At 70.4% G+C, this 13,521-nt stretch carries 12 protein-coding genes; 6 read left to right on the top strand and 6 right to left on the bottom strand.

Annotated elements, in window-relative coordinates; all coding sequences use genetic code 11:
• Positions 1-2: 2 nt before the first annotated feature.
• Positions 3-674 (bottom strand): DedA family protein, encoded by a 672-nt coding sequence (locus ACWDZ6_RS17350; RefSeq protein ID WP_451503540.1) that lies wholly within the window; start codon positions 672-674, stop codon positions 3-5.
• Positions 675-788: 114 nt separating this feature from the next.
• On the opposite strand from ACWDZ6_RS17350, the gene ACWDZ6_RS17345 reads away from it, so the two are divergent.
• Both ACWDZ6_RS17345 and ACWDZ6_RS17340 read left to right on the top strand, forming a co-directional pair.
• Positions 789-1,160 carry a BlaI/MecI/CopY family transcriptional regulator gene (locus ACWDZ6_RS17345; RefSeq protein WP_326654129.1) on the top strand — a complete coding sequence of 124 codons (372 nt, stop codon included), beginning with the start codon at positions 789-791 and terminating at the stop codon, positions 1,158-1,160.
• The gene (locus ACWDZ6_RS17340; RefSeq protein ID WP_451503539.1) at positions 1,157-2,101 is read left to right on the top strand and encodes a M56 family metallopeptidase; all 945 of its coding nucleotides are present in this window, start codon (positions 1,157-1,159) and stop codon (positions 2,099-2,101) included. The genes ACWDZ6_RS17345 and ACWDZ6_RS17340 overlap by 4 nt, the downstream gene beginning before the upstream one ends.
• Before the next feature lie 45 nt (positions 2,102-2,146).
• Here the strand turns inward: ACWDZ6_RS17340 and ACWDZ6_RS17335 are convergent, their stop codons facing one another.
• The 5 genes from ACWDZ6_RS17335 to ACWDZ6_RS17315 are packed head-to-tail and all read right to left on the bottom strand — an operon-like array spanning position 2,147 to position 8,036.
• Positions 2,147-3,550: an MATE family efflux transporter gene (locus tag ACWDZ6_RS17335; RefSeq protein ID WP_451503538.1), complete on the bottom strand. Its 1,404-nt coding sequence runs from the start codon at positions 3,548-3,550 to the stop codon at positions 2,147-2,149.
• Between the two features lie 5 nt (positions 3,551-3,555).
• The gene (locus ACWDZ6_RS17330; RefSeq protein ID WP_451503537.1) at positions 3,556-4,584 is read right to left on the bottom strand and encodes a cysteine synthase family protein; all 1,029 of its coding nucleotides are present in this window, start codon (positions 4,582-4,584) and stop codon (positions 3,556-3,558) included.
• Between the two features lie 44 nt (positions 4,585-4,628).
• Positions 4,629-5,999, bottom strand: a complete 1,371-nt coding sequence (locus ACWDZ6_RS17325; RefSeq protein WP_451503536.1) for a Y4yA family PLP-dependent enzyme — start codon at positions 5,997-5,999, stop codon at positions 4,629-4,631.
• Positions 5,990-7,012 carry an ornithine cyclodeaminase family protein gene (locus ACWDZ6_RS17320; protein ID WP_366729762.1) on the bottom strand — a complete coding sequence of 341 codons (1,023 nt, stop codon included), beginning with the start codon at positions 7,010-7,012 and terminating at the stop codon, positions 5,990-5,992. Before ACWDZ6_RS17320 ends, ACWDZ6_RS17325 begins: the two co-directional genes overlap by 10 nt.
• A 28-nt stretch (positions 7,013-7,040) precedes the next feature.
• A complete protein-coding gene (locus tag ACWDZ6_RS17315) occupies positions 7,041-8,036 on the bottom strand; it encodes a TauD/TfdA family dioxygenase (protein WP_451503535.1) in 996 nt (331 codons plus the stop codon).
• Positions 8,037-8,413: 377 nt separating this feature from the next.
• Here ACWDZ6_RS17315 and ACWDZ6_RS17310 point away from each other — a divergent pair, with 377 nt between their 5' ends.
• Genes ACWDZ6_RS17310 through ACWDZ6_RS17295 form a run of 4 tightly spaced genes read left to right on the top strand, consistent with a single transcriptional unit; the run spans position 8,414 to position 13,330 of the window.
• Entirely contained in the window at positions 8,414-9,964 is a 1,551-nt protein-coding gene (locus ACWDZ6_RS17310) for an ABC transporter substrate-binding protein (RefSeq protein ID WP_451503534.1), read from the top strand.
• Entirely contained in the window at positions 9,949-10,971 is a 1,023-nt protein-coding gene (locus ACWDZ6_RS17305) for an ABC transporter permease (protein WP_451503533.1), read from the top strand. The genes ACWDZ6_RS17310 and ACWDZ6_RS17305 overlap by 16 nt, the downstream gene beginning before the upstream one ends.
• Positions 10,968-11,807 (top strand): ABC transporter permease, encoded by an 840-nt coding sequence (locus ACWDZ6_RS17300; protein ID WP_451503532.1) that lies wholly within the window; start codon positions 10,968-10,970, stop codon positions 11,805-11,807. The genes ACWDZ6_RS17305 and ACWDZ6_RS17300 overlap by 4 nt, the downstream gene beginning before the upstream one ends.
• Positions 11,804-13,330 (top strand): ABC transporter ATP-binding protein, encoded by a 1,527-nt coding sequence (locus ACWDZ6_RS17295; protein ID WP_451503531.1) that lies wholly within the window; start codon positions 11,804-11,806, stop codon positions 13,328-13,330. Before ACWDZ6_RS17300 ends, ACWDZ6_RS17295 begins: the two co-directional genes overlap by 4 nt.
• The last annotated feature ends 191 nt before the right edge of the window (positions 13,331-13,521 follow it).

Raw genomic sequence — 13,521 nt, 5'->3', positions numbered from 1 at the left:
CATCAACGCGAACCGCCGCCCTCGGATGTGCGGCGGGAACGGCCGCGCAGCGCTTCCACGGCCAGCGGGAGGAGGGAGATCATCACGACCAGGGCCACGACGGGCAACAGATAGCGGTCGACGCCGACGACCGAGGAACCGAGCGCGTATCCGGCGAGCACGAGACCGACCGTCCAGATGAGTCCGCCGACGACCTGCCAGAGTGTGAACAGGCGGGCCGGCACGTTCAAGGCCCCGGCCAGTGGATTCAGCACCGTGCGCACCACAGGGACGAAGCGGGCCAGCACGATCGCCTTGGCATACCCGTAGCGGTTCAGCAGGCCCTCGGCCCTCTCCGCGCCTTCGTGGAGTTTGCGACTGCGGCTGCGGGCCAGCAGCGTCCTGCCGCCGCGGCGGCCGATCCAGTAGCCGGCCTGGGCTCCCAGCAGGGCTCCGACGGCGGCGGCGATGAGGACCTGGGGAAGCGAGAGGTGCACCGGGCCCTGCGCATCGGGCACGCACAGCAGGCCCGCGGTGAAGAGCAGGGAGTCTCCCGGCAGGAAGAAGCCGACCAGCAGTCCGGTCTCGGCGAAGAGGACGGCCGCGATACCGAGAGCGCCGAACGCGGACAGCAGTGATCCCGCGTCGAGGAGGTTCACGGCCTGCGGCACTGCCGCGAGGACGGATACGGCCATGGTGGGCTGCTCCCATAATGGTGGGCAGGGCCGGTCGTGGCGACGGCCCGATTGACTACAGCAATGTAGACGGTCTACTTCACTGTAGACGAATGATGGGGGAGGATCGTTCCCATGAGTGACAAGAACACGGATCGGCGACCCGCCGGAGAACTGGAATCCGGTGTGCTGGCGGCCCTGTGGGCCGCCGAAGGCCCGCTGACCCCTGCCCAGGTGCAGAGCGCGCTGGGCACGTCACTCGCGCGGACCACCGTCACGACGATCCTCTCCCGCCTCTACGAGAAGGGCACCGTGACCCGTATCCGCTCCGGTCGCGGATACGCCTACACGCCGACCGCGGATGCCGCCGGCCTGACCGCCCGGCGAATGCATTCGGAGCTGGCCAAGGACGACGACCGAAGTGCCGTACTGACGCGCTTTGTCTCCCAGCTCAGCGACGACGACGAACAGCTGCTGCGCTCCCTGCTGGACGGGGGCGCCGCATGATCTACATGGTCTGGGTGCCGCTGCTCGTGCCGTTCCTCGCGGGACCGGCGGGCCGACGACTCGTCTCCTGCCTGCCCCCGCGGCAGTCGGCCTGGCTGCTCACCCTCACCGCGGCGGGTCTTGCGGTGAGCAGTACGGCCGCTCTCGCCCTGCTCGTCGTCCCCGGCGCCACTCACGTGCACGCCGTCGCCGCTCTCGGTGAACTTCTCACGCCCCTCTCGACGGGCTCACCCGACGCCGTCGTGGCCGTGGCGATGGCGGCCGCGGTCCTCCTGCTGTGGTGCGCCGCCGCGCTGGCCCGCCGGCTGCACCGGCGCGGCGCCCAACTGCGTCGGGCGAGGCGGCTGGCAGCCTGCGCGAACGGTGAACTGGTCGTACTGAAGGACGACAGCCCGGACGCGTACGCGCTGCCCGGACGCCCCGGCAAGGTGGTGGTGACCTCCGGCATGCTGCGCGCTCTTTCCGCCGCCGAACGGGAGGCTCTCTTCGCCCACGAGCGCGCCCACCTGACCGGCCGTCACCACCGCTTCCTCACCGTGGTGGAGCTGGCGGGCCTGTGCCATCCCGGGCTCCGCACCCTGCGTGAGCCCCTCAGCTACGCGCTGGAGCGCAGCGCCGACGAAACCGCGGCCCGGGCCGTCGGCGACCGCCGCCTCGCAGCCCGGGCCGTCGGCAGAGCCGCCCTGGCTGCCCGCGCCACCCGGTCACCCGGCGCGGGGCGCCCCGGCTTCGCACTGGCTGCCACGACGGGCCCCGTCCCACGCCGCGTGGCCGCCCTGCTGAGCAACGGTGCGCCGACGCGCGGTCGGCGAAGGACCAGCCACGTCATTGCGGCTGCCCTGCTGGCGTGCCTTGTGCTCTCGGCCGCCGCCGCGCTGGAAGCCGCCGACGACCTGCACTCCGGCATCGAAAGCGCACAGGGCGAAAGCCCCCGGGACTGAATCCCCGCACGCGGTGCGGGCTCGTCGGCAGCACGGCGGGTTCGCTCAGGCCGGGACGGGCTCACTCCTGCGGCTGCCCAGTGCTTGGTTGTACCGGCGCAGCAGGAGTACTGCGGTGGTGGCCAGGCCGGTGAGCAGGCCGAGCCAGATGCCGAGGGTGTCGACGCCCAGGGGGTAGGCGAGGAGCCACGACGCCGGGAGCCCCACGGCCCAGTAGCCGATGAGGGTGATACGGAAGCCGCTCTTGGTGTCGTCGAGACCGCGGAGGAGCCCGACGCCGATGTTCTGCGCGCAGTCGAAGAACTGCAGGAGGGCGGTGACCATGAGCAGTTGGGTGGCGATGGTGAGTGCCTGGTCGGAGCCGGAGTCGAGGAAGGGCCGCAGGACGAGTCCGGGCACCGCCAGGTAGGCGATGCCGACGACGGTCATGACGGCGCCGGCGCAGGCGAGTGCGGTGTTCTTGATGCGCCGTGCGTCGTCGTGGCGGCCGAGGGCGAATTCGCGGCTGACATTGATGGATGCGGCGTGGGAGAGGCCGACGGCTACCTGGAAGACGATGTAGACGAGCTGGTTGACGGCGGTGTGCGCGGCCAGCGCGGCGGGCCCGAAGGATCCGGCCATCAGCGCGGTGATGGAGAAGAACCCCGCCTCCGAGCCGTATGTGGCCGCGATCGGCACGCCGAGACCGATGAGCCGCCTGACGGTGGCCCGGTCGGCCTTGGCCACGTTCAGAGTGAGCAGCGGCGCCAGCTCGCTGTCCCTCTTCGCCGAGATGTACAGAGCGAGGAAGGACAGGAGGTAAACGGTGGAGGTCGCGATGCCGATGCCGGTCAGGCCGAGACGCGGCAGCCCCCATGTGCCGTGGATGAGGACCCAGTTCAGGCCCGCGTTGACGGCGATGGACGCGATGGTGATCTGCAGCAGGGCCTGTGGGCGCCGCATGCCGACCGTGAACTGGCGGATGGCCTGGAACCACAGGCAGGGCAGCAGACCGGGAGCCAGGGCCATCAGCATGGTCCGGGTGCGTTCGACGACGGCGGAGTCCTGCCCGAGCCAGGTCAGGGCGGGGCCGATGAGGATCATGAGGATCGCTCCGGCGATACCGGCGAGAGTGGCCACGGCCAGGCTCGCGCGGACGATCGCCCGGACCTCCTCGTCGGCCGCCCCGCCGTCTTCTGCGTCCTTTCCGGCGGTGGCCGCGGCCTGCTCGGCGCGGGCGGCGGCAGCGGCTATCTGGTTGCCGACGGAAGTGACCAGTCCGACGCCCATGGTGCGCAACTGGTTGAAGATGACGATGGCCAGGCCGCCGGCCGCCAGTTCCCGGGTGCCGAGCAGGCCCATCATCACGGTGTCGGTGGTGGTCAGGGCGACCTGCGCGAGCTGGGTGAGGATCAGCGGTACGGCGAGGGTGGCCAGCGCGCGGCTGTCGCGGAGCAGAGTGGTCAGCATGGGGGCTATCGGTTCCTGCGGAGTTTGGTGAGGAGCTCGTCGATTTCCCGTTCCGCATCGGGGTCGAGGAGGTCGCGGGCGTGCATCCACTCGTCGTTGAAGACGGTGTCCATGTACTTCTCGCCGCCGTCGTTCACGAGCGCGACCATAGTCGTGCCCGGGGGAAGTGAGGACAGCCGGGTCAGCGCCTCGTGGACGACACCGCCCGCGGAGCCGCCGATGAGGAGTCCGGTGCGGGCGACGGCGCGGCAGGTGGCGAACGCTTCGACGTCGCCGACCTTGACGCCCTCGTCGATGAGGCCGAAGTCGACCAGCGCGCCGATCTCGGCGCCCTCGGGGGTGCCGGTGCCGGACTGGTAGTAGTCGTGGGCCGGGCCGCCGAACGCGATCGACCCCTTGGGCTCGACCCCGATGGTGGAGAAGTCGGGTATGAGCTTGCGCAGTTCGCGGGTGGTGCCGCACAGGGCCCCGCCGGTGCCGACCGCGCCGATCAGGACATCGATACGGCCGTCGAGGGCCTCGTTCAGTTCATGGGCGACAGGGAAGTAGCCGACGCCGTTGCTGGGGTTGTTGTGCTGCTCGGTGAAGATGGTGTTGTCCTGCCCCCGGGCCATGTCCTCGGCCAGCTCTTCGCGGGCAGCGGTGGCCAGCTCCTCGGTGCCGTCGTCGACGACGTAGACGAGTTCGGTACCCAGGGCCTTCATGCCGCGCAGCTTGTCGGTGCAGGCATGGTGGTCGACCACGGCCGTGAAGGTGTAGCCGCGTTCAGCGGCGATGACGGCGAGTCCGAGGCCGGTGTTGCCCGAAGTGGACTCGATGATGCGGCCGCCGGGCCGCAGCTCGCCCCGGTCCTCGGCATCGGTGACCATCTGGCGGGCCATGCGGATCTTCGCGGTGCCGGTGGGGTTGAACATCTCCAGCTTCAGCAGCAGACGGCTGCCGGTCTCTGTGGCGGCCAGTTCGAGCAGCGGGGTGTAGCCGATGAGGTCGGACACGCGGGAGACCACGGCGGGGCGCTGAAGTGCTCCGGGCATCGAATGCTCCTGTGAGGGGGTTCGGTGGTGAGACGGCTCAGGGGTCAGCCGAAGTGACGGTCCAGCCGCCAGCGCGGGCGCGGGCGCTCGGTGTGGTCGATGACGACCTTCGGCGGAAGGGCCAGGTCGTGGAAGGGCGACTCGTTGGAGTCCATCTGGTAGCCGGCCGTGTTGGGGTAGACCAGCAGGTCACCGGTGCGCGGCTGTCGGGGGAAAGGGATCTTCCGCCAGGTGAGCATGTCCGACTCGAGGCAGGTCGCGGCTCCGACAGCGGCCGGGTACATGCCTGTTGAGGCGTCCGGGCTCCGGGAGAGCAGGTACGGGTCGGGCAGGTACTCACTGTTGAACCACTGCTCGGACAGGCTCAGGCTGGTGCCGTCGACGGTCAGGAGCTGATAGCCGTCGCGGTCCTTGACGCCCTGGATCCTGAACACGGTCGCGCCCGCCCGGTCGAGCAGAGCCCGGCCGGGCTCCATCAGCACGACGACACCCGCTTCCCTCAGCAGCTCGGCGAGGCTCTCGCCGTGTCCCTCGGGCCGCGCGGCGAGCAGCGCTCGCAGCGCCCCGGCTCCGGCGGCCGGCGAGTGATACGGGTAGAAGTCGCCGGTGCTGAACGACTTGCCCGCGTGGTAGTGGCCACTGTTCTGTTCGCCGAGGAAGGTGTGCCAGGAGTCGGCGTCCGTGTAGCTGACCGCCAGGCCCCCGCCGATGCTGATCCGACTCGCCTCCAGGCCCAGGACTCGGGCCTTGAGACACAGTTCGACCAGGTGTCCGGCGAGGTCGGCGCGCGGCTGGACGGCATAGCCGGACAGATGGAAGCTGAACCCCTCCATGCGTACGGCATCGCCCGCACGCACGCAGTGGTCCATGGCGATGGCCAGTTCGGCGTCGTTCATGCCGAAGCGGCTGTGCGGCTGGGCCGGCGGCAGACAGCGCAGCAGCAGCCGGGCCGGGCGCACCCTGCCGGCCAGAGCGGCCGAGATGAGGTTGTCGAGTTCGTCGAGCGCGTCAACGGCGATCAGCGCCCCCTGCTGCACCGCCAGGGTCAGCAGGTCCTGCCCCTTGGCCGGGCCGGTGACGACGATGTTCTCCCCGCGCACGCCGTGTCCCAGGGCCTCACGCAACTCACCGAGGGATGCCACATCGACGCCCGCGTCGCCGGCCGCGCACCGTTCGATCCACACCGCGGCCTTGTTGGCCTTCTTCGCGTAGTAGACGACACCGTCGACGCCCGCTTCCTCCAAGGCGGCCCGCATCGCTTCCAGATTGGTGTCGAAGGCGTCGGGCAGCAGGAAGTGGAAGGGGCCGCCGAAGGCGTACGAGAGTTCCTCGACGAGCCCGCTGGCCAGAACCGCGTCGGTGGCGGTGTCCGGCAGCGCGGGCAGGGTCGGCAGACCGGTGTCGTTCACTGCCACAGCGGTACCTCGGTGCCCAGGCCCTGAGCCAGCGCGAGCTGCGCGAAGCGGTGGCCGAGGGCGATATCGGTGACGACCAGGCCGCTGTTGTAGGCGAAGATCCGCTCCTCGGCCGAGTGGCGGCCTGCCACGACGCCCGCGATCACGGGCGGGAACTCGCTGTCGACTGCCGGGAGTTTGCCGTCGGCATCGGCCATGTCGGTACCGGTGACGTTCATCTGCGCCTCGCTCGTGGCGATGACACGGTCGGCCTGGTGGAGGGTCGAGGGGGCAAGACCGTGGCCGACCAGGATGGACAGCGCGCCGGGCCCCAGCCAGCCCGCCTCGACGGCGGCAGATGTGTGCCCTCCGGCCGTGGCGACGATGACGTCGGCGTCCGCGGCCGCGGCCCGCAGATCGGTGACGATCTCCAACTCCCGCTCCGGGAAGTACGTGCGCAGTTGCTCGCGGACCGCGGTGATGCCCTCGGCGTGGGAGCCGAACAGCATCAGCCGGTCGAGGTCCGGGAGCGTGGTGAGCAGGAACGGCAGAGCGAGGCGGCCCTGAGTCCCGGTGCCGATGACCAGCGCACTGCGGGCGCCGGGGGCCGCGCATTCGCGGGCCAGCAGCGCGGACACGGCCGGGGTGCGCAGGGAGCCGATGCGGGAGCAGTCCATCATGGCCACCGGCAGGCCGGTGACATCGTCGTAGAGGGTGAGCGACGTGTAGTAGTGCTGCTCCTCGCGGCCCTTGTCCAGGCCGTGCTTGTAGGAGGTCTTGATCGCGACGACGTTGCGGGAGCCGTCCCGGCCCAGCATCGCGTACGAGACCGAGTGTCCGTCCGCCGGCTTGACGGTCAGCTTCCGGGGGTTGTCGGACTGACCGGCGTGGAGGGTGCGGTAGGCGTCCTCCACGGTGGCGACCACGTCGGCCAGGGATATGTCGATCCCGGCCAGGTCGGTGGTCGAAAGGATCCGCAGGTGCTTGTCGTCCCCGGATACGGGGGCGCCGGCGGCGGGCGAGGTGTCGGTCATGGTGTTCCTCCGGTCCGTGGGCGGGTGTTCAGCCGACGTGCGCTTCGAGGGCGGCCTGGCCGTAGCCGTGCTCTTCGGCTTCGGCCGGAGGGCGGCTGTGCCGCCCGGGGACACGGATGGAGGCCCGCTTGAGCCACCGGTCGGTTCCGTCGTAGCGGGCCTGGAAGGGCACCCGGCCGTGGACCACGAGGTCGTTGTCGACGACGAGAACCTCGCCCGGACTGAGGCTGACCGCGACCGATACGCGGGCCAGTTCGGCCTCCAGGCGCCGGTAGGCAGCCCGGTAGGTCTCGTCGGCGTCTTCCACGGGCGTGTAAGCCGGGTCGAAGCGCAGTGTCATGCCCTCCTCGGTCGCGAACAGGGTGGGCACCGCGGGAGGTGCCTGGTCGGCGTAGCCCTGTGCTTCGGCGTAGGCGTCGTCGGGGAGGATCGGCAGCGCGGGCCGCGTCAGAATGTCGAAGTCCTCGTCCGCCAGGCGGGTCCTGCGGATGCTGGCGGCGGTGGTGGCGATGTTGTCGTGATTGCGCATGCAGCCGAGCATCAGCAGATGCGCACGGCCGGGGTGGAAGGCGTCCTCGGTGTGGGGGCTGAGGAGCACCGTGCTGCTGGCGCCGGTCTGCGCTCTCTCGTGCCCGGGCGAGGGAACGATGTTATGGACGAACCGGCCGTCCTGCTGGCCCTCCCAGGCGATGGGGTTGCCCATCACGGTGGCGAGCAGCAGCAGCGCGATGTCGTGGACCGCCCCGCTGTCGCCGGCGGTGGCCCAGCCCGAAGGCGTACGGCCTACGGCTTCGTCGTCGACCTCGAGGCCCCGCAGGACGAACAGTCCGTCGGCGGTGTCGACGGGGCGGCAGTGGTGGCGAAGGGCGTCACTGAACTCGCCGGCGCTCTGCGCAACCCGCTCGAGGAGCTGGGGAGATGTGGCAGACGTGCCGAATTCGGCAAGTATTTTCTCTGCGGCCTGGCGGAGTTCGCCCACTGCGTGGGCGTCGAGCTGGCGGACAGGTGCGGCTGCCGTGCTCATGGCGAAGTAGTCCGTTTCCGTCGGATGGCAGGGGTGGTCGAACCTGCTGGGACACCTGGCGTCACCCGCGACCGGAGCCGCGGTTGTGCAACGGGCAGGCCTGAGAAGCCGCTTGTGCAGCGGCTGAAGGGGCTGGGGGTTGTCGGCGACTCGAAACACTATCAGCTTACTTAGGTAAGCCAAACCTTACTCTACCGCCCCCGGTCCGACAATCTCTCAAGTCACGCCCCATGGCGAGCAGTTCGCCTCAGGCGGCAGGCTCCGCACTATTCGCTCATGTGTCCACCAGGGGTCCGGGGACTTGCGGAAGCGTTTGTCATTAGGATAGGCAAACCTAAGCACATCCTAATTACTCTGAACGTGGATCGAGGACGTACGTGGACTTCAACAGGCGTCAAGTGCTGTGGGCCGGCGGAGCGATAGGCGCGGCGGCACTGCTTGCCGCTTGCTCAGGGGACGGGGACACCTCGGCCAAGGCCAACGCCGCGGGCACGAAGCCGAAGAAGGGCGGCACCCTCCGGGTCGGCGCGCTCGGCCGCGCTTCGGCCATCACCAGGGACCCGCACGGCACACAGGCCAACGAGAGCGACTACCTGATCATCTCGCTCGTCCACGACACCCTCACCACCCCGGGCGCCAAGACCAACACGGCCCCCCGGCTGGCCTCCGGCTGGCAGGCGTCGGACGACCTGAAGACCTGGCGCTTCACCATCGCCAAGGGCGCGAAGTTCCACGACGGCACCCCGGTCACCGCCGACGACGTCGTCTGGTCGCTTCGCCGGCTGCGCGGCACTCCTTCCGGCGCCTCCCGGCTGCCCGGTATCAAGGCCGAGAACATCAAGGCCGACGGCCCGGGCACCGTCGTCCTGGTCTCCGACTACGCCAACGCCGAACTGCCTCTGCTCACCCGTCTGACGACCTTCGTGCTCAAGAAGGACACCAAGGACAAGGAGATCGAGAAGGCACCCGGCACCGGCCCCTTCAAGCTGGAGTGGTTCCGCTCCGGCAATGCCCGTCTCGTACGCAACGAGGACTGGCACGGCGGTGAGGTTCTCCTCGACGCCATCGAGGTCAAGATCTTCGAATCCCCGCAGTCGATGGCCAACGCCCTGCTCGCCGGGCAGATCGATGTCGCCTCCAACGTAGGCGCGGTCGCGGCCCGTACGGCCGCGAGGCGCAAGGACATCCAGATCATCCGGCGCCCCAACGACATGGCGATGCCGATCGTCATGCGCACCGCGTCCGGCCCGTTCGCGGACCCGAAGGTGCGCGAGGCGCTGCGGCTCGCCGTGGACCGTGAGGCCATGGTCAAGCAGGTGCTGTCCGGTTACGGCACCGTCGGCAACGACATCCTCGGCACCGGAGACCCCGCCTACGCCAAGGACATCCCCCAGCGCGTCCGTGACCTCGCCAAGGCCAAGTCGCTGCTCAAGGAGGCGGGCTTCGACACCTCCAAGACGTACAAGCTGGTGACCACCGAGGACATCTCCGGCCTCGCCGAGTCGGCGACCCTGTTCGCCACCCAGGTCCGCGAGGCCGGCGTGAAGATCGAGGTGGTCAAGCAGGAGTCCGCCACGTTCTGGGACAAGACCTGGCTCAAGGGCGACCTCTACACGACGTACTGGGGCACCAACGACTCCGTGGTCTTCCTGGCCAGCAAGACGATGGTCTCCGACTCCGGCCAGAACGAAGCCGGCTGGAAGAACACCGCGTTCGACGCGGCGTACCGCAAGACCATCGGTACCAAGGACGCGGCCGCACGCGCCAAGGTGCTGCGCGGCCTTCAGCAGATCGAACACGACGCGTCCGGCTACCTGTTGTGGGGTGTGGCCGACGGCATCGACCTGGCCGCAACCGCGGTGCACGGCCTGCCCACTCTGCCCGGCTACGGACGCGTGCAGCTCGAGCGGGCATGGCTGGCTCGCTGAGCAGTCCGGCGACGCAGTCCGCGACCGGGTCGGCCCCAGGAGAAGAACTCCGGCCGACCCGGCCCGTGCTGTCCTGGGTCCTCCGGCTGGGCGGCCTGCTCGCCCGCCGGGCCCTGCTGCTCGCCGTACTGCTCGCCACCGTTTTCGCCGCCGTCGAACTGCTGCCCGGCGACGCGGCCAACGCGACCTCGGAACGCGGCGAGAGCGCGACCGATCTCGCACAGCGACGCGAGCTGCTCGGCCTCGACCGTCCCGTCCTCACCCGCTTCACCGACTGGATGACCGGCCTGCCCGTCGGCGATCTCGGCACCTCCGCCCGCGGCGAGTCCGTCGCCGACCTGCTGTCCCGCCCCTTCCCCAACACCCTTCTCCTCGGCGGTCTTGCCCTGCTGACGACGCTCGCCGTCTCGCTCACACTGGGCTGCTGGGCGGCACTCAAGCCCGGCGGCAAAGCCGACCGAGCCGTCTCGGCCACGGCCACCGGCGTCCTCGCGCTGCCCGAATTCGTCGTCGCCGTCGCCCTCGTCCTGGTCTTCGCGCTGTGGACCGACTGGCTCCCCGCCGTCACTCTCACCGATGCCGACGGCTCGCCCGCCTCCTGGCAGATGCTCGTTCTGCCCGTACTGGCCCTGTCGATCCCGCAGATCGGCTGGAACACCCGCATCGTGCGCGCCGCCCTTGCCGACGAGGCCAAGGCACCGCATGTAGAGACCGCGGTCATCGACGGACTGCCGCGGCACCGCGTCCTCATTCACCATCTGCTGCCCGGGGCGACGCCCACCATCGCGGCGGGCATCGCCACCTCGACCGGCATGCTGCTGGGCGGTGCCGTCGTGGTGGAGACCATCTTCAACTACCCGGGTATCGGCTCGGTGCTGGCAGGGGCCGTGACCGACCGGGACAGTCCGGTCGTCGCAGGCGTCGTCGCCGTCACAGGGGCCGTCATCACCGGCGTACTCCTGCTCGCCGATGTCGTACGGGCCTGGGCTTCCGGAGGCCGCATATGACCGTCCCCGAACGGGCCGTACGCCACCGCCCACGACAAGCCGTCGCCCTGCGCATCCTGCCCGCGCTCCTGCTCATCGCCCTCGCCGTCGCCGGGCCGTGGCTCGCCCCGCACACCATCGACGCCCCGGTCACCGCTCCGTACGCCGAGCCGGGCGGAGGAACACCCCTCGGGGGCGACCAGCTCGGACGGGATGTGCTCACCCGACTCCTCGCCGGAGGTCGTGAACTCATTGCCACCTCCCTCCTCGTGGCCGTCCTCGTCACCGCGGCGGCCGCTCTGCTCGGGGCGGTCGGAGCCCTGCGTCCGGCCGTCGGGCGGATCGTCGAGCGCTCCGCCGACGTCCTCATGCTGCTGCCCGCCGTGCTGGGCATCCTCCTGGTCGCCCTGTCCTGGCCGGGCGGCGGCCGGTTCGCCGTGATCGCCGCCGCCGTCGTCATGGGCGTGCCCTATGCCGTGCGGCTCGTCGCCGGCGCGGCGGCGCCTGTCGCCGCTTCGGGCTACGTCGAGGCGTCCGCGGTCGGTGGCGAGCGGCTGTGGCATCTCGTGGTGCGCGAAGTCCTGCCCAACCTGCGCGCCACCTTGCTGGCACTCTTCGGGCTGCGCTTCGTCGCCGCCGTCTATGTCGTGGCGACCGCGGGATTCCTGCAGGTGGGCCCCCAACCACCCGCCGCCGACTGGGCGCTGATGATCCGTGAGAACGCGGGTGGGATCGTCCTCAACCCATGGGCCGTGCTGGCTCCCAGTATCGCCATCGGCCTCCTGGCCATGAGCGTCAACCTGGCGGCCTCGGCACTCGTCCCGCAGACCGGCCGGAAAGCGGTGACCGCGCTGTGAACCACATGCCCCACTGGTACCCCGAGGGTCAAGTCCCGTCCTCCGAAGCAGCGGTGAGCGTCACGGATCTGACCGTCGCCGCCCAGGACGGCCGTCTTCTGCTGGAGGGCGGCAGCCTGGAGGTCCGCCCAGGGCGCGTCACCGCGCTCACCGGCCCCTCCGGCTGCGGCAAGACCACGCTGCTCCGAGCCGTGGCCGGTGTCCTGCCGCCGGGCGCGCGGCGAACAGCCGGTGGTGTCGAGGTCCTCGGCCAGGACGTGCTGTCGCTGGGCTCAGCAGAGCTGCGCGCGCTGCGCCGCCACCGCCTCGCCTACCTCGGACAGGACCCGGGCTCCGGCCTCAACCCCCGGATGAAGATACGCCGCCTTCTCGGCGAAGTCGCCGTGGACCGCAGCCCCGAGGCGGTACGTGCCCTGCTCGCCGAGGTCCAGCTGCCCACGGACAACGGCTTCGTGGGACGTCGCTCCAAAGAGCTCTCCGGTGGCCAGCAGCGGCGCGTGGCTCTGGCCAGGGCACTGGCCCGCCATCCGGCCGTCCTGCTCCTCGACGAACCCACCGCCGGCCTCGACCCGGCGCTGCGCGACGAGATCGCGGAGCTCCTGCGGCATCTGGCGGTCGATCACCAGCTCGCCGTCGCACTGTCCTGCCACGACGCGGACCTGGTCGCCCGGTTCGCGGACGACGTCGTGGATCTGACCCGAGGCGCGACCGCACCGACACCCGCCCCGCGCACGGTCGACCGGCGCCTTCCCGAAGGCGGTCCCACGCTCGAAGTGTCCGGACTGCACGCGGACTTCGTGCAACGCGGGCGCCGCATCCCCGTCCTTCAAGACGTCGACCTCGCCGTTGTCGCCGGATCCAGCACGGGCATCGTCGGTGCCTCCGGCTCGGGGAAGACGACCCTGGTGCGCGCCATCGTCGGACTCCACCGTCCCAGCGGCGGCACGGTCACTCTCGACGGAGTACGCCTCACCCCCTCGGCCCACGGCCGTACCCGCGAACAGCGCCGACGCGTCCAACTCGTACCGCAGGATCCGCTGGGCACCCTCAACCCGAGCCGTACGGTCGGCGCCGCGATCGGCCGCCCGCTGCGCCTGCACCGGCGCGCCGACCGCGAGCAGGTCCCGGCGCGCGTCCTGGAACTCCTGGAACACGTCGGCCTCCCGGCAAACTTCGCGGACCGCTACCCGCACGAACTCTCCGGCGGCCAGCGCCAACGCGCCTCCATAGCCAGAGCACTGGCGGCGGACCCAGATGTACTTGTCTGCGACGAAGTGACCTCTGCCCTCGACGCACCTACCGCCGGTGCGATCATGGACCTGCTCGAGGGCCTACAGGACAGTCGCGGCCTCGCGCTGATCCTGATCAGCCACGACCTGCGTCTCGTCGCGAGCCGTACCGACAGCCTCCTCGTCCTGTCCGCCGGCCGGGCCGTCGAATCGGGGCCCACCCAGCAGATATTCACGTCCCCGGCGCACGCGGTGACCGCCTCCTTGATGACCGGCACGGTCCAGCCGACCTGAGGAACCGACGACCGACCGGTCCCGGTGGCGCGGTCCCCATGCGTACTGCACTATCGCCACGGCGGGCCGGTCGAGACCGTGGTGGCCGTGGGCCCGCCCGGCCAGGCAGCCGAGTCGGTCTCCCGGGCCGGGCACCCGAGGACCACACGGAGACCGACCGCCGAGCCGGAGGCCGGCCGTATGCCCACAGT

The sequence above is a fragment of the Streptomyces sp. NPDC002926 genome (genome assembly GCF_053591755.1).
This window is presented reverse-complemented; position numbering and strand designations above follow the sequence as displayed.

What these genes read in the sequence shown, in the direction of transcription:
- ACWDZ6_RS17320 (WP_366729762.1), bottom strand. Translation starts at nt 7,012, where the DNA reads ATGACCGACACCTCGCCCGCCGCCGGCGCCCCCGTATCCGGGGACGAC.
- ACWDZ6_RS17330 (WP_451503537.1), bottom strand. Translation starts at nt 4,584, where the DNA reads ATGCCCGGAGCACTTCAGCGCCCCGCCGTGGTCTCCCGCGTGTCCGAC.
- ACWDZ6_RS17305 (WP_451503533.1), top strand. Translation starts at nt 9,949, where the DNA reads ATGGCTGGCTCGCTGAGCAGTCCGGCGACGCAGTCCGCGACCGGGTCG.
- ACWDZ6_RS17350 (WP_451503540.1), bottom strand. Translation starts at nt 674, where the DNA reads ATGGCCGTATCCGTCCTCGCGGCAGTGCCGCAGGCCGTGAACCTCCTC.
- ACWDZ6_RS17300 (WP_451503532.1), top strand. Translation starts at nt 10,968, where the DNA reads ATGACCGTCCCCGAACGGGCCGTACGCCACCGCCCACGACAAGCCGTC.
- ACWDZ6_RS17345 (WP_326654129.1), top strand. Translation starts at nt 789, where the DNA reads ATGAGTGACAAGAACACGGATCGGCGACCCGCCGGAGAACTGGAATCC.
- ACWDZ6_RS17335 (WP_451503538.1), bottom strand. Translation starts at nt 3,550, where the DNA reads ATGCTGACCACTCTGCTCCGCGACAGCCGCGCGCTGGCCACCCTCGCC.
- ACWDZ6_RS17315 (WP_451503535.1), bottom strand. Translation starts at nt 8,036, where the DNA reads ATGAGCACGGCAGCCGCACCTGTCCGCCAGCTCGACGCCCACGCAGTG.
- ACWDZ6_RS17340 (WP_451503539.1), top strand. Translation starts at nt 1,157, where the DNA reads ATGATCTACATGGTCTGGGTGCCGCTGCTCGTGCCGTTCCTCGCGGGA.